Source organism: Streptomyces sp. NBC_01571 (assembly GCF_026339875.1).
Taxonomy (GTDB): Bacteria; Actinomycetota; Actinomycetes; order Streptomycetales; family Streptomycetaceae; genus Streptomyces.
The window spans coordinates 110,311-130,794 of the sequence record NZ_JAPEPZ010000003.1; the positions used below are offsets into that span (position 1 = coordinate 110,311).

The following is a 20,484-nucleotide window of genomic DNA, read 5'->3' on the forward strand; positions in this document are numbered from 1 at the left end:
GTTGCGAAAGCGCCGCCCCGAACCGAACACGAGACCGTCGTGCAGTGACCCATCACCTCAGCCCGTTGCGGACAGCTCCCCTGCAGGGAGCGACAACCTCGTCGCTGAGGTCAGGCCGTGACGGCGCTGCCTCCGCTCAGCGGGCGATCCACGTTTTGATCTCGGAGGCGATGCTTCGTACGTCCAAGCCGTCGTGGCTGGCACGGGCCGCGAGGCCGGCGGCCTGCTTGGGCTGGACGTCCAGGATCTCGCCGCTGACCGAGAGGTAGGAGGCAGCGACGACCGCGCTGAACAGTTCGTTGGAGTGGTCAAGGGCCGGGCAGCGGATGAGCTGGTGCATGAGCGCCGCTGCCCGGTGGTGGGACTCGCTGTAGACGGGGGTGTCCATGACCGTGTCGGCGTGCCGTGTGGCCGCGGCCGCGAGTGTGCCGAAGTCGGAGACGTCCGGGTCCCCGGGGATATGCCGGTGCGCAAGGTCGAGGAGCCATGCGCGGTCGATGCGGACGATCACGCGGCGGCCGCCGGCCCACGGTTGGCGGCCGGGCTTCCGAACTCTTCGGTGAAGGCGTCCCCGAAGGCGTCCGCAAAGTGCGCGCCCGCGTGGAGGAAGCGGTGCCGCAGGTCGTTGGACTCGTCAGCAAGCACCTGCTTGGCGTACTCCTGCACAGACAGGCCTGCGGCCTCGGCGCGCTCTGCGATTCCGGCGTGGATCTCGTCGGGCACTCGTACATTGATCTGCTTCATACGGGGAGCGTAGCGCTCTGTACTGGGCGCTACAACCGCTTTGAGGCATGCCGGTCTCCGGGCCGCCCGGGACGGGGTGAGGGGGTGAGGGGGTGAGGTGGCACGGCTGAGGCTGTGAAACCGCGTCACGTCACCCTGTCGGTCACCGGTTCGCGGTGGCGGAGAAGGACGGCGTGGGCCGAGGAGTGCCCTCGGTGGCGTCGGTCTGGCTGTAAATGAAGTCAGCGAGGACGACAATGACAGCCGCACCCACCGAGATGACCGCAACGAGGTCACAGCTCAGTGGGCACTGCGTCGATGGGGCCATCCCTGCGCGTGCGGGGAGCAGCGCCTCCTCTACACCGGCGACGAGCTCCACCCGGGACCATCCCTGCGCGTGCGGGGAGCAGTCCAGTCCGCCCCAGATTCCGTAGTGCTCGTTGGGACCATCCCCGCGCGTGCGGGGAGCAGACTACCGGCCGGTGAACGTTGTCTTGCAGCGCGGGGCCATCCCCGCGCGTGCGGGGAGCAGCTGCGTCTGGGCCCCGACGCTCGCTGGTACCCCTACCTCCAGGACGACGACGGCGAATGGTGGCCCGCGGCACCAGCCGACACCGACCCCGTCGCAGCGCTCACCTCCGTCTGGCAACAGCGCTGAACGGCGCGCAACTGGCGATGCAGGGGGCCCGGTGCCGGGGAACTGCCGGAGAGCCGTACGGAGGCGTTGGACGGGCTCGATCCGGCGTGGTGCCCTGCCTGGGGAATCGACCGGCAGTGGGGCTTCCACCTCCGGCCGGCGGGGCGCTGCCCGTACGTGCGGGCGAGGTGCTCGTGCAGGGCGAGGACCTCGGAGCCTGGACGATGGCGCAGCGGGTCGGCTGGGATGCGCTGACGCCCGCGCAGCAGTGGATGCTCGACAGCGTCCTGGGACTGGAGCCCGCCGGCGAGGCGGAGCAGCCGCCTGCACGCCGCACGCAAGCCGACCGGTGGGCCGGCCATCTCGCTGTGGCTCGTCAGTTCCACGCCCGCGAGGGGCACTTGAACGTGCCGCGCAAGCACGTCGAAGACGTCGGGGGCGTCCCGGTCAAACTGGGTGGGTTCCTCGACAACACCCGCCGTAGGGGCCTCGAAACTCCCCTCGAGCGCCGCGCGGAACTCGACGCTCTCGGCATGCGCTGGTAGGGCCGCCGGGACGGTAGGCGGCCGCCCCGGCGAGGGAACGGCAAGGCGACCGCCCTGGCCTGCCACGGTGACCGCAGCAGGAAGCCACCTCCCGCAAACGCGTCCACGGGGAGGAAGGTGGGTCGCCCATTGTGCACGCCTGATCCACAAGAAGTGATGGACTCTCGCTTGACGCAGAAGATTGGCGTGAGCGTCGGGAACGTGAGGAGAGCCGTACGGGTTGGATGGTTGTGAAGCGATCCTTTGCCCGTACGGCTGTCTCGCATCGTATCTGCACGGGTATTTCCCAGCGCCGACTTGGGTTTCCCAGCGCCGAGTTGGCGTCGCGGTGGATGGCTCAGCAGGACTCCCAGCTGCGTGAACGCCGCGGCCGCTGCGTGCCGAGGCTGGCGGGTGACTCTGTTGCGCTATTCCTTAGCCGATCAAAGCGGGTGCCGGAATCCGGCCCGCACGACCGGGCGCCTGGGCCTCAAGGAGCGCCTCCCGTCGCATCACCGGCCACGTCCTGCATTTGCGCAGCAGGGTCCGGGGTAACTCTGCTGCGCGTTTCGCTGGGGCGTGCGGGGTGACCCTGTCGGGGCCGGCAGCTGCGAGGTGACGTGGGGGCGTCAGGTCTCCCGGTGCTCGCTCAGAACAGTGCTGGGCCCTCGCCGCTGGTGTCCACGATGACTGGCCGGAACTGGGCAGGGAGGCCGTCCAGGCGGTCAGGACCGGCCGCGGCGGCCACGGCAGGGGCCGTCTCGGCCAGCCAGGTGCGAAACCGCTCGGCGGCTTCGCGGTAGGGGACTCGCGCCAGGACACGGTGCTCGCCGGAGGGGCAGAAGTCGACGGCGACCGTGAGCAGGCAGGAACGGGGCGCCTGGTGACTGCCCGTCCAGGACACGCGCAGGACACCGCAGGGCTTGCGCCCGCGGGGGGCGCGGTGGGTCGGGCGCAGCGATCGGCAGGCTGTGTGGGCGGTCCATGCGGCGAGGTGCGGCAGGGGCAGGGTGGTGCGTGCGCGGCAGCCGGGGCAGCGGTGCCAGTGGCGGAGCCAGTCGTCGGTGGCGGTGTGGAAGAGGCGTGTGTAACGGTTCGCCACGCGGATGTCGTTGCTGTACAGGTGGTCGGGGCGTTCCAGTGTGTTGCAGGACTGGCAGAGGGGGGCGCGGACGTAGCCGTGTTCGTGGCAGTGGTCGAGGACGGTGGCGGGCGCAGTGCGGCAGACGGCGCATGCCCACCCGGCCACCCTGCGGGAGGTACCGGGTTTCCTGCTGAGCACCGAGTACCGCTGGCCTTCCAGCTCTTTGTTGTACGGGCGCGGTGAGGCGGTGGGGTCCTCGGGGCTCGTCGTCTGCCGACCGCCGGCGTCTCGGGCCTGCCGGGGGTAGGAGGGTGGCTCGGTTGCGGCTGCGCCTGCCTGGCGGGTCCGCGCGGCTTGTACCCACTGCGTTTCGGTGTGCTCGGCCGCATCCAGCAGCCTGACCACAGCGCGCGGCAGCCACCACGTGCGCTGCGTCCCGTCGCGGGTCTGTTCCACGAGTATCTGTCGCCAGTCGATCCCCGCCAGATGGTACGGCCGGCCGACTTCACGTCGTGCTGCCCGCGCGGGGCCGCCCGGCTCCTGCAGTTCCCGCGTGATGCGCCGGCGCCAACGCAGCGGCGTCTCCTCGTTGCACTCCTGCCTCGGCGCCCCACGAAACGGACCGATGCGGACCAGGTCCTGCCGGTCCATTCCCACTGCGTTCAGTTCCGCGGCGGCCCGGCGCACCTCAGCCTCCGGGACACTCCACTGACCGCCGCTCGCCCTCACCGTCGCCACCACATGGCTGCCGAGCAGGACGTAGCCCGCCCGGGCATGGGTAGGAGAGCAGGTGAATGCCCCAGAAACCGTCGGCACAGCACTGTCGGCCGTCAAGTCGACCCACAGAGCGTCCGCTGTACCCAGGGTGATCAGGCCGTCCGTGCGACCGGGCATGACACGCTCTGACATACCGGCAGGCTAACGGCCTGCAACGCGGCAACGGGTCTCCAAGTTCCTCGGTCAGCCGGGCCGCCGCCCGCAACTCCATATTCCTGAGCATCTGGTTCGTCAGCACCTCCCGTGCCCGCAGCCTCACCATCAGAACGTCAAGAACCGGGCAAGTCACCCTCGCGCATCAGCGGTCCCCGAGCCCGGACGAATTGAGCAACGGAGTCGCGGGCCGGGCCAAAGCCGCTGTCATCACCGACGAGAAAGGCCGTGCTTTCGCCACGCGCTCGTACGGCACTTCGGCGAGCAGTACACCGTCTCGGTCTGTTTGCGCACCGAGACGGACACACCGCACACCGGACACCGTCCCTGCGCCGATCTCGCCCTTGATGAGCCCCAGCCCCGGACAGACGGCCCGCTGGTAGTCCTGTGTGAGTATGCGTCCGAGACTCCGCATCCATGCTCATCTGCGGCGCGAGGTGCCAGTAGCAGCCAGCAGGTTCCGAACCTCCATCACGTTCATGTCTGTACGCTCAGCGATGCGGGCAGCCGGCTCCCCGGCTTGGTACGCGCTGACCACCACCGCGGTCAGCTTCCGGCGGGCCAGGTGAACCGCCGCTTGCGCCTCACGCAGTGCGACGGCCGCCGTCTCCAGGTCGTTCTCCTCGCTTGCCATAGCGGTCATCGTGCCAGCGCCCACGCAGGGCCGATACGGTGGCATGTTCCAGCAAGAGGCAAGGGGTGACGGCATGGCAGGCGAGACGCTGGTGACGGTGGTAGGCAACCTGACCGCCGATCCCGAACTGCGGCACACCAACTCCGGCATCCCCGTGGCAGCCTTCACCATCGCCTCCACTCCCCGCGTGTTCGACCGCGAGCGCAGCGAATTCATCGACGGGGACCCGCTGTTCCTGCGCTGCTCGCTCTGGCGCCAGGCCGGCGAGAACGCCGCGCAGTCCCTCACCCGAGGCATGAGGGTCATCGTCACCGGACGGCTCAGGCAGCGCACCTTCGACGACAAAGAGGGCGTCCGCCGCATCACCGTGGAGATCGACGCCGACGAGGTCGCAGCCTCTTTGACCTACGCGACCGCCCAGGTCACCAAGGCCTACGGCCAAGGCATGCCGTCCCAGAGCGGGCCCACGCCGACGGCCAGGTCAGTACCCGATTCCGCTTCCGCGCAGTCGTCCCCGAGTCCGGCACCCGCCGAGCCGCACCCGTTCTGACCAGCAGCCCGGTCAACCCCAGAACGCATGCCGCGGATCATCCAGAACAGTCAGGGCCTCGTCCAGGGACGGGACGGCCGTCAGGTGATCGCACGGATACCAGCGGCCGTTGCGGTCCGCCCCGTCCACCTGCCATCCCTCATCAGTACGCCGCAACCGAGCGACCCGACGTGAGGTCCACTGCCCGACCCCGTCCCACGGCGCACGCTCCTCGGTGATCACAGCGGTACTGCCCCGCACCGCGCACCCCACCGCAACTTCCGCCTTCGCATGCTCAGGGATGCGCTGCCCGGCCCACTTCTTCAGCCGGGCCCGGTCCAGCTCGGAGATCTTCACGTCCCTCACGGTAAAAGCCTCTCCCCGCGCCCGCAGCGGCCGCCCGTCCCGCCGAAAGGGGCCACCACGCCGCCATCGTAGCCAGCGCAGCCAGTCCCCTCCCCTCATCGAAATGCCTTCTGCCTGCAACGCTGCAAGCACCACGAGCACTGCTTCAGACAGCGCCCGTGTGGCAACGGTCCCCCGCAGAGTTCGTAGTACCGTGATGACGGCGTGTGTGCCGATTCGGGTGGCTTCGGCGCCTTGTGCACAGCCGGGTGGAGGAACTGCTGTGACAGCGCCGAGAAGAGCACCGGTCATCGTCGTCACGCCGACGCTGGCCAGCGAGCACCGCGGGCTGGAGGCCCTGAGCCTTCGGGCCATGACTGCCCAGGGCCTCCAGCTGCCCGGCCACAGCCCGGCAGGTTTTATGGCCCTCCATCCGACGCGGAAGACGGACAGGGACCACCGACACCATGCACGCGTGTCACATGACCAACGCTCACGGCACTATGCCGGACACGCCCCCGTCAACAGGAGAAGCCGGGCAGCCACCGGCTCCCTGCGGCCAGCACCAGGACTAGACCGCCGCATCGATGAAGGCATTGGTAACGGTGATGAAGTCGCGGCCACCGCGGGGGGCGAGAGCTGATAATGCAACACGCTGTAACGCCGGATTGTCGGCCGCCGCCTGAGGACTAACACCGCTCTCATCACCCGTCACCAGGACGGCGGCCGAACCCGGCTGGAGGCCCTGAGCCAGGGTCAGGCCATGACTGCCCGGGGCCCCCTGCTGCCGGCCACAGCCCGGCAGCAGGTTCGTGGTCCTGGCCCGACGCCGGAGACGGATCCGGGACCACTGACACACGTGCACGCGTGTCTGGCGGTCAACGTACAGGGCGTTGCCCAGGACACGTCCACGTCAACGTCCGGGCCCGGTGTTCAGCCGTGGGGGGTGACTGCCGTGGGGCACTGCACCACGGCAGTCACCATCTTGCCCGCCGCATGGACCTCGACCCGCACGTCCACCGACAGTTTCTGCACCACACCGGAGACCATGTGGACCAAGCAGACACACCAGCGTGACCGGGCCGCCCGGAACAGCGTGCAGCCTGGTCAGCGCGTGTCGTCTGGTGCTGCGGGGCGGCTTCGGCGGCCACTGAGCACGGTGGCGATGGGGAGGGCTGCTGCCAGGCCGCTGAGCAAGATTGCGGCGAGCGCGCCCAGGACGGCGGGCTGGTCGCCGAAGGCGATGCCGATCGCGGCCAAGGCGGGCCCCGCGTTGCGTACTGCGGCGACGCCGCCCATCGTGGTGCGGCGCACCGACGGACCTGTCGCCAGCAGGGTCCCGACGGCGAAGGCGGCGGCTGCGAGCAAGAAGCCCGCGAGGAGGGCGAGTGAGCCGAGGAGTGCCACCACGTCACTCCAGTTACCGAGCAGCATGCCCGCCAGCACGATCAGGAAGGTCACGTTCGACACCGCGGCCGCCGCGGGGTGCCACGACCGTGCGGTGGGCGCGGCGTAGCGGCGCAGCAGCAGGCCGATGACGAACGGTACGAGTTGCAGGAGGGCCACGGTCCGTACCAGCGTCGCAACATCGAGGGAGATGTCCTTGCCGAGGTCGGCGGCGGTGAGGATGCCGTTGACGGTCGGGGCGAAGGTGAGGCTGCCGACGGTGGCGAGCAGCACCTGCATGGCCGCGCCCGCGACGACGTCGCCGCTCTGCACCATGGCGAGCTTCGCCCCGAAGGGCCCGCCCGGGGACGAGGCGACCAGGACGAGTGCGATGAACGCTGCCGAGGGGAGGCTGAAGAGTGCACCGATGCCCCAGCCCAGCAGCGGGATGACGACCATGTTGGTGAGCAGCGCGAGCACCAGCAGCGGGACGTTGGTGAAGATGCCGCGCAGCGCCGGGATGGTGGCCCCGAGCCCGGCGGCGAACATGGTCGCCGCGATGAAGATCACGGTGACGGCGTTGAACAGCATGTGCAGGGTGTCCATGAGCATTCCCCTCGGCCGGCGGAGCAGCCGCAGTGCCGGCGTGCGCGTCGCCGCCCTGTCAGTCCCGGAGGTCGCCGAGCCAGCGCAGGGCGCTCAGGCTCGGCAGAAAGCAGTACTCGCCGCCGCGGGTGACGACGAACCGCGGCAGGGCCGCAAGGCGTCGTCGCACCGGCCGTCTGGGGATCGTGAAGCCGGTGACGCCGTCGTGGGATCCGGTGACGGGGTCTTTGGCGTCGCCCGAGCCGAAGAAGACGCCGTCGTTCATCCATTGCGACTGGACGAACTCGAACTGCCGCCCGAGGTGGGCTCCGATGAACGCGAACATCAGGCCGCGGTCGGTCCCGTCGTCCTCCAGAACTCCTTCGGGCAACGGCGGACCGTAGACGGCACCGCGTCTGATCATGCGGTGCAAACGCACCTCTCCCGCCACCGAGGCGTCGCGGGGGTTGGCCCGGCGGATGTGGCAGCCGCCGGGCGTGATGAATCCCGCCGGATCGTCGCGCTCGTACAGGAAGGTGTTGCGGCGGTGCGGGTCGGCACCGAGAGCGGGGTCGTCGTGCTGCGGACTGAGAGCGAGGGGGGCTCCGCTGCGCCAGCGTCCCATGATCTTGGCCGCGAGCAGTTCCTCGTCGTCGGGGTCGGTGGCGTTGTCCCGCAGATAGCGTCGGAACGCGGCGACGTCCTGGTGGAGCTTGCGGAAGACCGCGTAGCTGCCGTTGCGCCCGAGCACCTCCGGCTGCGGGGTCTGGATCCCGCCGATCTCGTCCCGATAGCCGAGCACGAACTCTCCGGCCTTCAACGGCACCTCCAGCTGGTTGGACCCGGGGATGCCGCTTCCTTCGACGGCCGGATGGCTGACGCCGTCGCGATAGCCGAAGTGCTCGGTCTCGGTGGGCAGTGCGTAGCAGTCCTGCCGCCAGATCGCGGTCACACCGGCGAGGCGGTCGTACGCGGGCCGGGCCCGATCGACGGCCTCCTCCAACCGCGGGACGTCGGGCGCGACCGCCGCGAGCACCACATGGACATCCGGCGTGCCCAGCGGCGCTTCCCAGTTCGCGGGGCTGCTCTCGCCGACATCGCCGAGCGCTGTGGCCCGGGCGGCCATCCCTTGCCGGAATTCCCAGGCGAACGTGTCCAATGATCCGCGCGGCACGTCCAGCGCCGCCAGGCCGTGACAGGTGACGGCGACACTGACCCACGTGTCCCCCAAAGGGCTGACCGGGTCGGCGGCAGAGGTCACCACCGCGCTCGCGCGTCGCATCAGTTCCCGACCGTCGGCCCGGTCATCGACGCGGAACACAAGATATGTCGCCGCGTAGGGAGTCGGCCGCGGGCTGAGAGCCCCGCGCTGGACGTCGTCGAGTTCCAACGCGACTTGCGTGGGCTCGCTCACGGTCCACCTCCATGTGGCGCTACTTCGAGACGAGGTTCCGCCAGAAGTTCCTGAGACTCTCGTCGCCTCCGAACAGCGAACTGAAGATCGTGGAGTCCGCCAGCAGCACATCGCCAGCCCGCTCACCGCTCGGCGGCATCCACAGAAACATGTTGAACTCGGTGTTGCCGGCATCGGTGAACGGGTGCGGCCTGGAGGTGTCGATCGGCTGCCTTGCCAGGACATGGATCGCATCCGGCTCGTCGGTCGTCACGGCGTAGTGCGGCAGATGCATGTGGAAGTTGAAGTTCGTCACCCCCTCCAGCCACCCTTTGGCGTCCAGGTCCCCGACGGTGGACAGCGGGGCGATCTTGTTCTTCTCCCGCACCGCAGGGCGCAGTCCGTAACGGTTCTCGACCGGCACCCCGAGGCCGCGCATCAAGCCCCGGACGTATGTGGCGAACCGCTGCTGGCGGGGGACCAGGGGATCGCCGTGATGGCGGTACTCCACGTCCCGCGCGGCCAGATCGTCCGATGCCCCGACGTCATGGTGGGGCCCCAGGACCAGACAGGCGTCCTCTCGGCCGAGGAAGGCCCGCAGTGCCTCGACCTCCTCGGGCTGGGCCTCCTGCCCGGTGACCATGTGGTCCAGCCCGAACACGAACAGGGTGTCGGTGTCGGCCAGTACGCGCTCGTCGAGCGGAGTCCGAAAGCCGGCCTGGTCGATGCGCTGATACACCGGGACGGGGTGCCCGGTGACCTCCTCGACGAACTCCTGGAACGGCACCCAGGCCCAGAAGAACAATTCCAGCGAGCCGGCGATGCCCTGCTGGAAATGCATCGGGTCGGACCACTTCGGGTCCTCGTAGGCAGGCCACGCCACCCGCCTGACCTCCGTCAGCGTGGAGAACCTGTTGTCCAGCTCAGCCGGATTCCTGCCCGCCTCGGCCGGATAGCTCCACGCGACGTAGATGCTCACCCGTCGCCGGCCAGGGGTGCGTTCGCGCGGGATGTGGTTCTGGTTGTAGGTGCGTGCCGTCCTGACCTCGCTCATCTCGTCTCCGATCCGCGGTGGGACGAGCACACGGCGGCCCGCTCTCACTGCAGCTGGTCGAGCATCTCCGACAGGGCGTTCTTGATCCGCAGAGCCTTCTTGATCTCATCAGCGGTCACGTACGGGTACTCCCCGTACTCGATGAAGCTGGGACAGTGGTGTTCACGCACGAACCGGACGAACGCATCGGGATTGGTCCGCCAGTCCTCAGGGAATCCTTCGAGGTTCTCGAAGGCCGTATTCACCCCCGCCTTGCCGAAAAGCGCGACGGCGTCCTCGGTGTACTTGTCGAAGTCGGTGTCGAAGATCCCCTGATACATGAAGCGCGTGTCGTCGTCGAAAAGCACCCAGCGCAGATAGTGCAACTTCAATGGTGCGAGAAGGTGGGGGTCTCCATCCAAAGCCTTGGCCAAGGCATAGCCGTACTCACGCATCGCGTCGGCGCGGCCGGGCTTCACCCTGGCGACGATCGTGAACCCGTAGCACGCCGGCGTCTTCGGAAAAACAGGGCCGTACTTCCCCTGCTCGAACTGGGCGGTGTCCTTGGGAATGACCGCCGCCTGCGGCTTGATCTCCATGTCCGCTCCTGCCGCCATCTACTGGCCGGAAACAATTCGTCTCATATTCCCACGGACCACATCCACCCGCCTCGGGAGCAGCGAGGCGGAGGAGAGCCACGGCGGTCCGTCGGCGCGTGGTTCACCGGGCGGTGACCACGATCTCGCACTTGAGGATCTTGCAGCCCGTCAACCTGGCCGAATCCGAGCAGGCCGTCCAGAGCATCGACACCTTCTACCTCGAGACCGCAACCCGACTGCCCCGCACCTGACAGCAGATGCCGCGATCGCCGGACTGCTCGCAGTAAAGCAACCCAGACATCCATGAACACGCTGGTCGTTCTCCACCGTGTGCGGCAGCCCGGACACACGGGACACCGCACTGATGAACCGGGCTCGCGGTGGAAGTCGGCGCCGACGTCGCCAGCCAATGACGCCACCCCGCACGCCGGCACCGCCCGCACCGTCCTCACCCTCGCCGAGACCCCGCACACCGCGGCGCCCGCGTGATCGATACACAAGCAGCCCCGGCCGGTGTCGATCCCGGCCGGGGCTGTCGATGCGCATGGCCGCGAAGGGCGGTCGCCTACGCGGCGAAAGGCTCCATGAGGCTTCAGCCGAACGATCGTCCTCATGGGCTGGAGGTGAGGCCCGGGGACAAAACCTCGCCGCCCTACCGACCGACATCAAGGAGATCGTCTTCCCCGTCTCCATCAACAGGCGTTCGGCCAGCTCTCCAGCGCCTACGTCCGCGTCGTCGACCAGGCCAGCGGTCTGGAGATCGGCCGCTACGACCTCTCCAAAGCGGCAGCCACTGAGACAGCTGTAATCTCGGGCAGGCTGCACCGGACCAGGTCGGGATGGACATACAAGGTCGGAGGGCACGGCTACGCCTCAGGCTTGCGAGGCATCATCAAGGACTTCGGCGTGAACGTATGACCACGATGTAGGTACTGGGCGGGCAGCGTCCCTGACCCGTCATGTCACAAGCAGCCCGCACCTCACCGGGCGAGCGCGTCTTCCGCATCGCCGGCCTCCCCCGGCGGACCCGGCGCGTTCACCGCGGGCCGCGAGCCGGCCGGCGGGCTGTTCGCCTGCGGGCCTCTCGGTGAGACGGAGCCGAGTCCGTCGTCCCCCTCCGAGGGCTCAGGCCGTGGCAGGATGACGACACGGTTCTGATCCGAAAGAGCGATGCCGCGTAAGCTTCCCCCCGGCCGTCCGCGCTGAACAGCAGCGGCCGCCCAGGCACATGCCGGTCCGTCCACACCCGGGTGCATGGGCTCGGACTCGGACGGCGGTACGCCGTATTTGACGCCCAGCACCTCCGGCGGTACGCGGTTGCCAATGCCCTCAGCCGGTTCGAGTGGGCATTCAAGCAGCCGAGACGACAACTGACCGGCCTCGGCGGGAGTCCCGGCATCGAGATCGAGGACAGCCGGGACGACCTGGCCCTGCGGCATCTGCCCGAAGGACCCCAGGCAGACCTGGGCCCCCTAATGGAGACAATCGACAAGGAGTTCGAACGCTGCACCCTTCCGGACCCGGGCCGGACCAGCGGGCGGACGACGGGACGCCCCTGGTGGTGGCGGATTCGGCCCGGCCCCGGAGAAATTCGGGGATTCGAGGCTTTCCCGCGACGCTGCTTCACACCGTCCCGGACTTCTTGCACGTCAGGCCCTACCTGCAGCCCCGACGGCGTGGCGGGGCTGTCAGTTCACGGGCGGGGCAGGACGGCGAGGGCATTATCGGCTATGTCTGTCAGCGTCTTTTCGTTCGCTCCGGCCTTGCCCAGTGCTTCGATGCCGCGTAGTACGGCGAGTACCAGCGCGGCCAGCTTTCCGGGGTCCGTGTCCGCGGCGAGGTCGCCGTTGCGCTGGCAGGCGGCGATGTCGTCCTCCAGCAACGTTTGCAGTGCCTCGATGGCGGTGTGCGCCCGCTTGGCCACCGTCTTGTCGTGTTCAGTCAGCTCGGCAGCGCCCTTGGCCAGGAGGCATCCGCGCTGGGCGGTATCTGCGGCGGTGGCCGCGGCCACCGCGTGGACGTAAGCGGACAGCCGCGCGTACGCGTTCTTGTCGTCGCCGCGCAGCTGCTGGGCGGTGGCGTCGACGATCGCGCGGCAGTACTCGTCGAACACGCGGTGGAACAGCTCTTGCTTGCCGCCGAACGCGCCGTACAGGCTCCCTTTGCCGAGACCCGTCGCCGCGGCGATGTCGTCCATGCGCGTCGCGGCATACCCGCCCGCCCAGAACTGCTCCCGAGCGGTCTCGAGCACCTGCTGCTCATCGAATTTCCGAGGTCGTGCCATGCGGGCAAGACTACGCTTTCTTGACTCATTCGTCCACAACGGTTAGCGTTGTGGACGAATGAGTCAAGAACTAGGGAGTGGCACGTCATGACGGAAGTACTCGCAGGCAAGGTGGCAGTAGTCACCGGCGCCAACAGCGGAATCGGACTGGCCACAGCACGTCGCTTCGCCACTGAAGGCGCCCACGTGATCATCACCGGCCGGCGCCAGGATGCGCTGGACGCGGCCGTGGCCGAGATCGGCGACAACGTCACCGCCGTCCGCGGAGACATAGCCAGCCCGGCCGACCTCGACCGGCTCTTCGCGATCGTCGCCGAGCAGGGCCGCCGCATCGACGTGCTTTTCGCGAACGCGGGCAGCGGGGAATTCGCAGCCCTGGAGGACGTGACGGAGCAGCACTTCGACGACACGTTCAACGTCAACGTCCGGGGGACGCTCTTCACCGTGCAGAAGGCGCTGCCGCTCCTCAACGACGGTGCGTCCGTGATCCTGACCGGTTCTACCGCCGCCACCACCGGCGGAGAAGCGTTCGGCGTCTACGCCGCCTCGAAGGCCGCCGTCCGCTCCTTCTCCCGCACTTGGGCCAACGAGCTGCGCGGCCGTGGCATCCGCGTCAACACTCTGGTGCCCGGACCGATCAAGACCCCGGCAATCACCGGCCTGGCACCCAACGAGGAAGAGGCCAAGTCGCTCCGCGCCTTCTTCGCTCAGCAGGTGCCCCTCGGCCGGATGGGCGACCCTGCCGAGGCGGCTGCGGCAGCACTCTTCCTCGCGTCCGACCAGAGCAGCTTCGTCACAGGAACCGAGCTCTACGTCGACGGTGGACTGAATCAAGTCTGAGTGATTCTCCGGGCAGCCCTGGGACGGCAACGACCTCGACACCTACGCCGACGACCTGGCTTCGCTGATCGAGGGCCTCGACCTGCGCGACGTCATCCTTGTCGGGCACTCCACCGGTGGTGGTGAGGTGGCACGGTACATCGGCCGCCACGGCACCGGACGGATCGCGAAGGCCGTCCTGCTCAGCGCGATCCCGCCGCTGATGCTCAAGACGGAGGCGAAGGTCTTCGGGGAATGGTCGGTGGAGAGGACCACGGTCACGGGCCGCCCCTTCACGCAGACCTACGCCGGACGCCTCGTGGCCGAGAACGGGAAGATCAAGCTCCTTCGCGAGTCGTTGGAACTCGTCCGGGCTGCACGCGCCATGCTGCCGAACGGAGTGCCGGACATCCCCGCCTAACTCCTCCTGCCGCGCCTACGACGCCTGCGAGGCAGGCGTCGCTCAAACCCTTGTTTAAGCGTCACTCAGTTAAAGGTTTTCACCGTCCGGTGATGAGGTATTCCGCTGCACGCCAAAAAGTGCACCGGCGATGCCGCCAGCCAGATCCATAACCCAAAAAAGGGAGCACCACCATGAGCAGCAACATTCACGCAATGGTCGCAAACGTTGAGGTAGAAAACCTTGAGGACGCGATCCCTCTCTACCAGGAATTGACCGGAGAGACGGAGGTACGCCGATTCCCCTACCGTGAACTTGAGCTGGCACTCGTAGGGCCCTTCCTGCTCTACTCCGGGCCGCTTGAGAACTACGTCTCGCAGAACGGGACCGTCATCGTCGGCTCCCTGGCCCCCGTTCTCGAGGCCCTCGGCAAGGCGGGCGCCGAGATCCTCGAAGCGCCCAACGAAGTTCCCAACGGCACCAGGATCGTTGCCCGCCACCCGGACGGCTCCGTCTTCGAGTACATGCAGCTTCGCGCCTGAGCCTTGTGTCCAGCACCACTGCGGTGCTCTGAAGCCGGTGTCGAGCCGGCCCCAGAGCACCGCCACCACCTGAGGTCTGAGGTACCCGGCTTCACCAGGAGATCGTCCGTCCTCGTTGCGCGAGAACTAGGGCCTGTTGCGAAAGTCGATCTTGGTCGTGGAATGCTCATGCGCTGTGGCGCGTGGAGATCTGACGGACAAGCAGTGGGCCAGACTGGAGCCGTTGTTGTCGAAGGGAATGAAGCCTGGCCGGCCGCCGATATGGCCGAGGCGACAGCTGGTCGACGGCATACGGTGGCGGACCCGGACCGGGACGCCGTGGCGGGATGTGCCCGAGCGGTACGGGCCGTGGGATCGGGTCTACGACCTGTTCCGGCGCCGCCAGCGCGACGGCACGTGGAAGCGAGTCTTCACCGAACTGCAGGCCCAGGCGGACGTGAAGGACCTGATCACCTGGGATGTCAGTGTCGACTCGACGATCTGCCGCGCCCACCAGCACGCTGCCGGAGCGGTCAAAAGGGGGATCTTCAGAAGGAGCCGCCCGGCGGCGTTGAGGTCGAGCCGGACGACCACGGTCTCGGGCGCTCGCGAGGTGGTCTGACCACCAAGGTCCATCTCGCGGTCGAGCAGGGGCAGAAGCCCATGTCGATTGTGATCACGGCCGGGCAGCGCGGGGATTCCCCGCAGTTCGAACCGGTCCTGGAGAACATCCGGGTGCCACGGCAGGGACTGGGGCGTCCACGCAAGCGGCCGGACAGAGTGCGTGCCGACAAGACACCCCATGCAGCTATCGGGTCAAGCAGCTGCGGTGGCCCTCGCCCACCTCGCCCCGCTCCAACTCCGCGGCCAGCGCGGCCGCATCGCCACGCGCGGAACGCGGGCCGCCGACGAGCCACGCCTGCACCTGCTCGGCTACGGCGACTGGACCGGCCCCGCCTCCGCCACCCTCATCGGCGTCGGCCGCCCGGCCCGCGAAGCCGCACACGAGATCGCAGGACTCGTGCGCTGAGCAGCGCACCGGCGTGCTTGCCTCAGATCGTCAGCAGGGTTGCCGTGTCCACCCAGCGGGCGAGAACGCTGAACGCCGCGAGCTGTTCGAGTGCCTCGTGCTCGGGCAGTTCAGGCAGGCCGTCCTCGTGGCTGTTGGGGTTGCGGATGCCGGCGTAGCAGCCCTCGGCAAAGGCCATGGCGCCCCGGTGGATGCTGCGGAAGGTGTCGCTGCCGTCGTCGGTCATGAGACGCAGGCGTGGCTCGTCTGCCTTGGGCGCGTTCGTTGAGAAGGCGCTCTGAAAGAGCTTGGTCTCGCTGAGATCGCGGCGGCCGACCTTGTTCTGCGTCTCGGCGTTGACCTTCCTGGCGGCAGCGGTGACCGCTTCCCGGAAATGGCCGCTGCGCCACAGAGCCCGGGCACCGTCCCACGCCCAGGAGTGCATCATCGCTGCGCTGGCCTGCGGAGCATCGTCCCCCAGACGCGCTCGTACCTCTTCGTCCCGCGTGAGGGCGGCATCCGCTCGCTGGACGGCTTCACGATGCTGGTACCAGCGGTTGATGGTCTTGTTCTTGTCGTCAGGCACCTCTTGACGCCAACGCGGGAGAACCCGGTCGAGAATCTGTTCCACCACATGGGCACTGGCCACAATCTCTGAGGGTCTTCCGCGATTCACGAGTCGGTTGGTGCCGCCGACGACGCCGGGTACATCCTGTGCTCGCTGCAACGCCGTGAGCTTGAGGAACTCATCGAACTCGTTGCGCGCCCAGGGGATATCGATGGTCATAAGGTCATCGTGCCGCGCCTCACTGACACCTGGGCGGGAATTTCCCGCTCATCCGGTGCCCCGCGGCGCCCTCTGCACTTGCGTACGCAGACCCCTCACTGCCGTCAGGGCTGCGTGAACCGGCGGCGCATCCCGTAGAGCGTCGGTCAGGAGCGCAGGTCGAGCATGGCGGACATGGCCGCCACCACGGAGGGGGCGACCTGGTAGTAGACCCAGGTCCCGCGCCGCTCGGACGTCAGCAGCCCGGCCTCGCGCAGCTTCTTCAGGTGGTGGGAGACGGTCGGCTGGGAGACGCCGACGTCCTGGATGTCGCACACGCACGCCTCGCCGCCCTCGTGCGAGGCGACTTTGGAGAACAGGCGCAGCCGCACCGGGTCCGAGAGCGCCTTGAACATGACGGCCATCTGCTCCGCGTCGGCCTGGGACAGCTCGGCCGACGTGATCGGCGGGCAGCACGGGACGACCGACTCGGCCGGCAGCACCGGGAGCTCCACCACCTGAGAATTCGACATGCGTCTATGTTGACACTCATCGATACCAGTGACAAGCTCCGTATATCGAAAGACATCGATACACGTCGATATAAGGGGGCGGCCTGCAGACACCGAGCCCCGCGATCCGCTCCCGGGCGACCCCGGTCGTGTCTGACAGCGTTCCTGTCCGCGGCCCGCCGACCGATACCCCGCACCACCTGCCACCACCCCGTGTCCGAGGAGACCTTGCGCCATGAGTGACCAGCTTCCCGTCGTTGTCATCGGAGCCGGACCGGCCGGACTGGCCGCCGCCGCCCACCTCGTCGAGCGCGGCGTCGAGCCCCTGGTCCTGGAAGCCGGGCCGGCCGCGGCGGCCGCGGTACGCGAGTGGGGCCATGTCCGGCTCTTCTCCACCTGGGGCGAGGTCACCGACCCGGCCGCGGAAAGGCTTCTCGCGCCGACCGGCTGGACCAAGCCCGCCCCGGACACCTACCCCTCAGGCGCCGAGTGGGCCGCGCTCTACCTCCAGCCGCTGGCCGATGTCCTGGGCGACCACGTGCGCTACGGCGCCAAGGTCACCGGCGTCTCGCGCAGCGGACGCGACCGCGTCGTCGACGCCGACCGGGACAAGCAGCCCTTCGTCCTGCACTTCACCACCGCTGACGGCGCGGAGCAGCGCGTCCTCGCCCGAGCCGTCATCGACGCCTCCGGCACCTGGACCACACCCGGCCCGGCCGGAGCCGGCGGCCTGCCCGCGCTCGGGGAGAAGGCGGCAGCCGACCGCATCACTCACCGTGTGCCCGACCTCGAGGACCCGGTGGTGCGGGCCCGTTACGCGGGCAGGCGCACCGCTGTCATCGGCTCCGGCGCCTCCGCCTTCACCGCGCTGGCCGCCCTCGCCGACCTCGCCGACGACGAGCCCGGTACGCACGCCGTGTGGATCCTGCGCCGCGGCATCAGCGGCTCGACGTTCGGCGGGGGCGAAGCCGACGAACTCCCCGCCCGCGGCGCCCTGGGGCTCGCCGCGAAGGCCGCCGTGGACAACGGGTATGCGGACGCCGTCACCGGGTTCCGTACCGAAGCCATCGACCGCGATACCGACGGCCGTCTCGTTCTGGTGGGTGAGGACGGCCGCCGTCTCGACCCGGTCGACGAGGCCGTCGTGCTGACCGGCCTCCGCCCCGACCTGACCTTCCTCTCCGAGATCCGCCTCGGCCTGGACGAACGTCTCCAAGCACCCCTCGCGCTGGCCCCGCTCATCGACCCCAACCAGCACTCCTGCGGCACCGTCTACCCGCACGGCCACCGCGAACTGTCCCACCCCGAACAGGACATCTACCTGGTCGGCATGAAGTCCTACGGCCGGGCCCCCACCTTCCTCGCCATGACCGGCTACGAACAGATCCGCTCCGTCACCGCCGCCATCGCCGGCGACCTCGAATCCGCCGACCGCGTCGAACTCACCCTCCCGGAGACCGGAGTATGCGGCGGCAGCGGACTGACGGGTGCCCCGGCCGCCGGACAGGACCACGAGGGAGGCTGCTGCGCTCCGGCCCCCGAGCTCGTCCAGATCGGCATCAGCACCCCCGCCGCTGCCGCCGCCGAGGAGCCCTCGACCGGCGAGTGCTGCTGAACCGACCCGCACCGCGCCCCGGCTTCCACGGGCCGGGGCGCGACCACCCTCTACCGCTGGAGGATCGTCATGTCCCGCGTACAGCTCGCCCTCCGCGTCCCCGACCTCGCCGCGTCCATCGCCTTCTACAGCAAGCTGTTCGGCACCGAACCCGCCAAACTCCGCGACGGCTACGCCAACTTCGCCATCACTGAACCCCCGCTCAAGCTCGTCCTGATCGAAGGCCCCGAGGGCGAGGCCACGCGGATGGACCACCTCGGCGTCGAAGTCGAATCCACCGAAGCCGTCCACGCGGCCACCACCCGCCTCGCGGACCAGGGCCTTGCAACGGACGTGGAGAACGACACCACCTGCTGCTACGCCGTACAGGACAAGGTCTGGGTCCACGGCCCCGGCCAGGAACCGTGGGAGGTCTACGTCGTCAAGGCCGACGCCGACTCCCTCGCCAAACAGCAGGGCAGCACCTGCTGCACGGCCCCCACCGAGACCGACGCGAAAGCAGCCCCCGCGGGCGGCTGCTGCTGATCCGCCGATGACCGAACTCCACACCAGCGGGGCTGTGACCGGGACGGGGGTCCGGTCACGGCCCCGCGCCGCACTGCCTGCCCTGTGCGCCACCCAGATCACCAGCTGGGGCATCCTCTACTACGCCTTCCCCGTCCTGAACCCCCAGATCACCGCCACCACCGGCTGGCCCACCGGCGCCACCACCGCATCGTTCTCCGCCGCGCTACTGGTCTCCGCCCTCGCCGGAATCCGCGTCGGCCGGATCATCGACCGCCACGGACCGCGCACCGTGATGACAGCCGGCTCCCCCCTCGGCGCACTCAGCCTCCTCGTCGTGGCCGCCGCACCCGACCTGCCCCTCTTCACCGCGGGCTGGCTGCTCGCCGGAGCCGCGATGGCCGCCACCTTCTACCAGCCCGCCTTCGCCGCCCTCACCCGCTGGTACGCCCCCGACCACGTCCGCGCCCTGACCGTCGTCACCCTCGCCGGCGGCCTCGCCTCCACCATCTTCGCCCCCACCACCGCAGCCCTCACCGACCACCTCTCATGGAGAGCGACGTACACCGTCCTCGCCCTGCTCCTGGCCGCCATCACCATCCCCGCCCACGCCTTCGCGCTCAAAGGACCATGGCCGGCGGCGCCTCCGGCCCCCGCTCACGCAGGCGGCGGCGTGAGCGCCATCGCCCGGAGCCGACCGTTCTGGATGCTGGCCTGCGCTCTGACCCTCTCCGCGTTCACCGTGTACGCGGTCGTCGTCGACCTGGTCTCCCTCCTGCTCGAACGCGGATTCACCACCTCCCAAGCCGCCTGGGCCCTCGGCCTCGGCGGCGCCGGGCAGACCCTCGGACGCACCCTGTACTCCCCCCTCACCCGCCACAGCACAACCACCACCCGCACGGTCACCCTCATCGCCCTCGGCGGCGCGACCACCGCAGCACTCGCCCTCGTCCCGGGCCCGTACGCACTGCTGACCGCACTCTCCGTCGCGGCCGGCATGGTCCGCGGCAACATCACCCTGCTCCAGGCCACCGCCTTCCCGGACCGCTGGGGAACGACGCACTACGGCCACCTGTCCGGGCTCCTCACGGCCCCGGTAACCGCAGCCTCAGCGCTCGCGCCCTTCGCCGGTGCCGCCTTGGCCGCACCTCTCGGGGGTTACCCGCACCTGTTCACAGTGCTCGCGCTCATCTCCGCCATGGCCGCCCTCATTGCAGCCGCGGCCACACCTCCCGACAAACCCCCGGCGTGTGGACGGCGGATCAGGAAGGACCCTCCGTAAGGACGGTGCAGATGCTGTCCTGGGGGCACGTGGCAGAGGCGGTCGCCACGGCCCGCCGGGCCAGATCCCTCAGCACCGTGCGCGTCGCGCGCAACCCGGCCAGACGCCGCTCGATGTCCGTCAGGTGCTCGCCGATCAGATCGCCACCGTGCGTACGCGGCGCCTGGCAGGCATCCAGCGACAACAGCAATGGAATACACCCACGTCAAGAGTTGGAATGGGCGCCGGCCGGTGACGGCAGCCCGCACGCTGGCACCGCACCCGCACCGACCTCACCTCGACGGCATCCCACACCCCGCGGCAGCCGCATGATCGATACACAAGCAGCCCCGGCCAGTGTCGGTCCTGGCCGGGGCTGTCGATGCGCATG

The 20,484-nt window shown here is 68.9% G+C and carries 21 protein-coding genes and 3 pseudogenes; 12 read left to right on the forward strand and 12 right to left on the reverse strand.

Annotation, left to right across the window (positions count from 1 at the left end):
* Nucleotides 1-136 precede the first annotated feature (136 nt).
* Nucleotides 137-511, reverse strand: a complete 375-nt coding sequence (locus tag OHB41_RS48490) for a fic family toxin-antitoxin system, toxin component (protein ID WP_266708613.1) — start codon at nucleotides 509-511, stop codon at nucleotides 137-139.
* Nucleotides 508-744, reverse strand: coding sequence for a plasmid mobilization protein (locus OHB41_RS48495; protein WP_266708615.1), 237 nt, complete (start codon nucleotides 742-744; stop codon nucleotides 508-510). The genes OHB41_RS48490 and OHB41_RS48495 overlap by 4 nt, the downstream gene beginning before the upstream one ends.
* Nucleotides 745-1,497: 753 nt before the next feature.
* Between OHB41_RS48495 and OHB41_RS48500 the strand changes: the two genes are divergently transcribed.
* Complete coding sequence (locus tag OHB41_RS48500) at nucleotides 1,498-1,905, forward strand: helicase associated domain-containing protein (RefSeq protein WP_266708617.1); 408 nt, start codon at nucleotides 1,498-1,500, stop codon at nucleotides 1,903-1,905.
* Between the two features lie 628 nt (nucleotides 1,906-2,533).
* Here OHB41_RS48500 and OHB41_RS48505 read toward each other — a convergent pair.
* Together OHB41_RS48505 and OHB41_RS48510 are read right to left on the reverse strand one after the other, a co-directional pair.
* Nucleotides 2,534-3,877: an endonuclease domain-containing protein gene (locus OHB41_RS48505; RefSeq protein ID WP_266708619.1), complete on the reverse strand. Its 1,344-nt coding sequence runs from the start codon at nucleotides 3,875-3,877 to the stop codon at nucleotides 2,534-2,536.
* 442 nt (nucleotides 3,878-4,319) lie between these two features.
* Nucleotides 4,320-4,532: a hypothetical protein gene (locus tag OHB41_RS48510; protein WP_266708621.1), complete on the reverse strand. Its 213-nt coding sequence runs from the start codon at nucleotides 4,530-4,532 to the stop codon at nucleotides 4,320-4,322.
* Nucleotides 4,533-4,605: 73 nt separating this feature from the next.
* Between OHB41_RS48510 and OHB41_RS48515 the strand changes: the two genes are divergently transcribed.
* The gene (locus tag OHB41_RS48515) at nucleotides 4,606-5,082 is read left to right on the forward strand and encodes a single-stranded DNA-binding protein (RefSeq protein WP_266708623.1); all 477 of its coding nucleotides are present in this window, start codon (nucleotides 4,606-4,608) and stop codon (nucleotides 5,080-5,082) included.
* 12 nt (nucleotides 5,083-5,094) lie between these two features.
* On the opposite strand, the gene OHB41_RS48520 is transcribed toward OHB41_RS48515, so the two are convergent.
* The 5 genes from OHB41_RS48520 to OHB41_RS48540 all read right to left on the reverse strand — a co-directional run bounded on the left by OHB41_RS48520 (nucleotide 5,095) and on the right by OHB41_RS48540 (nucleotide 10,402).
* Nucleotides 5,095-5,418 carry a DUF3024 domain-containing protein gene (locus OHB41_RS48520; RefSeq protein ID WP_266708625.1) on the reverse strand — a complete coding sequence of 108 codons (324 nt, stop codon included), beginning with the start codon at nucleotides 5,416-5,418 and terminating at the stop codon, nucleotides 5,095-5,097.
* A 1,095-nt stretch (nucleotides 5,419-6,513) separates the two neighbouring features.
* Entirely contained in the window at nucleotides 6,514-7,398 is an 885-nt protein-coding gene (locus tag OHB41_RS48525; protein ID WP_266708627.1) for a bile acid:sodium symporter family protein, read from the reverse strand.
* Between the two features lie 58 nt (nucleotides 7,399-7,456).
* Nucleotides 7,457-8,791: a Dyp-type peroxidase gene (locus OHB41_RS48530; RefSeq protein WP_266708629.1), complete on the reverse strand. Its 1,335-nt coding sequence runs from the start codon at nucleotides 8,789-8,791 to the stop codon at nucleotides 7,457-7,459.
* A gap of 19 nt (nucleotides 8,792-8,810) precedes the next feature.
* On the reverse strand, nucleotides 8,811-9,824 hold the full coding sequence (locus OHB41_RS48535; protein ID WP_266708631.1) for a hypothetical protein: 1,014 nt from the start codon (nucleotides 9,822-9,824) through the stop codon (nucleotides 8,811-8,813).
* Between the two features lie 44 nt (nucleotides 9,825-9,868).
* Complete coding sequence (locus OHB41_RS48540; RefSeq protein WP_266708633.1) at nucleotides 9,869-10,402, reverse strand: hypothetical protein; 534 nt, start codon at nucleotides 10,400-10,402, stop codon at nucleotides 9,869-9,871.
* A 303-nt stretch (nucleotides 10,403-10,705) separates the two neighbouring features.
* Between OHB41_RS48540 and OHB41_RS48545 the strand changes: the two genes are divergently transcribed.
* Nucleotides 10,706-10,891 carry a hypothetical protein gene (locus tag OHB41_RS48545; RefSeq protein WP_266708635.1) on the forward strand — a complete coding sequence of 62 codons (186 nt, stop codon included), beginning with the start codon at nucleotides 10,706-10,708 and terminating at the stop codon, nucleotides 10,889-10,891.
* Between the two features lie 261 nt (nucleotides 10,892-11,152).
* Nucleotides 11,153-11,320 (forward strand): annotated as a pseudogene (locus tag OHB41_RS48550) (TerD family protein); the annotation flags it as partial.
* A 775-nt stretch (nucleotides 11,321-12,095) separates the two neighbouring features.
* Here OHB41_RS48550 and OHB41_RS48555 read toward each other — a convergent pair.
* Complete coding sequence (locus OHB41_RS48555; protein WP_266708637.1) at nucleotides 12,096-12,686, reverse strand: TetR/AcrR family transcriptional regulator; 591 nt, start codon at nucleotides 12,684-12,686, stop codon at nucleotides 12,096-12,098.
* Nucleotides 12,687-12,773: 87 nt separating this feature from the next.
* Here OHB41_RS48555 and OHB41_RS48560 point away from each other — a divergent pair, with 87 nt between their 5' ends.
* The 5 genes and pseudogenes from OHB41_RS48560 to OHB41_RS48585 all read left to right on the forward strand — a co-directional run.
* Nucleotides 12,774-13,526 carry an SDR family oxidoreductase gene (locus OHB41_RS48560; protein WP_266708639.1) on the forward strand — a complete coding sequence of 251 codons (753 nt, stop codon included), beginning with the start codon at nucleotides 12,774-12,776 and terminating at the stop codon, nucleotides 13,524-13,526.
* A gap of 7 nt (nucleotides 13,527-13,533) precedes the next feature.
* Nucleotides 13,534-13,926: pseudogene (locus OHB41_RS52210) on the forward strand (alpha/beta fold hydrolase); the annotation flags it as partial.
* A gap of 173 nt (nucleotides 13,927-14,099) precedes the next feature.
* The gene (locus OHB41_RS48570) at nucleotides 14,100-14,447 is read left to right on the forward strand and encodes a VOC family protein (protein WP_266708641.1); all 348 of its coding nucleotides are present in this window, start codon (nucleotides 14,100-14,102) and stop codon (nucleotides 14,445-14,447) included.
* A gap of 175 nt (nucleotides 14,448-14,622) precedes the next feature.
* Nucleotides 14,623-15,048, forward strand: coding sequence for an IS5 family transposase (locus tag OHB41_RS48575; RefSeq protein WP_266708643.1), 426 nt, complete (start codon nucleotides 14,623-14,625; stop codon nucleotides 15,046-15,048).
* A 210-nt stretch (nucleotides 15,049-15,258) separates the two neighbouring features.
* Nucleotides 15,259-15,456 (forward strand): annotated as a pseudogene (locus tag OHB41_RS48585) (pyridine nucleotide-disulfide oxidoreductase); the annotation flags it as partial.
* A gap of 22 nt (nucleotides 15,457-15,478) precedes the next feature.
* Here OHB41_RS48585 and OHB41_RS48590 read toward each other — a convergent pair.
* Nucleotides 15,479-16,222: a TIGR02391 family protein gene (locus tag OHB41_RS48590; protein WP_266708644.1), complete on the reverse strand. Its 744-nt coding sequence runs from the start codon at nucleotides 16,220-16,222 to the stop codon at nucleotides 15,479-15,481.
* 146 nt (nucleotides 16,223-16,368) lie between these two features.
* The gene (locus OHB41_RS48595) at nucleotides 16,369-16,734 is read right to left on the reverse strand and encodes an ArsR/SmtB family transcription factor (RefSeq protein ID WP_266708646.1); all 366 of its coding nucleotides are present in this window, start codon (nucleotides 16,732-16,734) and stop codon (nucleotides 16,369-16,371) included.
* Between the two features lie 214 nt (nucleotides 16,735-16,948).
* Here OHB41_RS48595 and OHB41_RS48600 point away from each other — a divergent pair, with 214 nt between their 5' ends.
* The 3 genes from OHB41_RS48600 to OHB41_RS48610 all read left to right on the forward strand — a co-directional run bounded on the left by OHB41_RS48600 (nucleotide 16,949) and on the right by OHB41_RS48610 (nucleotide 20,114).
* Nucleotides 16,949-18,328, forward strand: a complete 1,380-nt coding sequence (locus tag OHB41_RS48600; RefSeq protein ID WP_266708648.1) for an NAD(P)-binding domain-containing protein — start codon at nucleotides 16,949-16,951, stop codon at nucleotides 18,326-18,328.
* A 69-nt stretch (nucleotides 18,329-18,397) separates the two neighbouring features.
* A complete protein-coding gene (locus OHB41_RS48605) occupies nucleotides 18,398-18,853 on the forward strand; it encodes an ArsI/CadI family heavy metal resistance metalloenzyme (protein WP_168532015.1) in 456 nt (151 codons plus the stop codon).
* Between the two features lie 7 nt (nucleotides 18,854-18,860).
* Complete coding sequence (locus tag OHB41_RS48610) at nucleotides 18,861-20,114, forward strand: MFS transporter (protein WP_266708651.1); 1,254 nt, start codon at nucleotides 18,861-18,863, stop codon at nucleotides 20,112-20,114.
* Nucleotides 20,115-20,484: the final 370 nt, after the last annotated feature.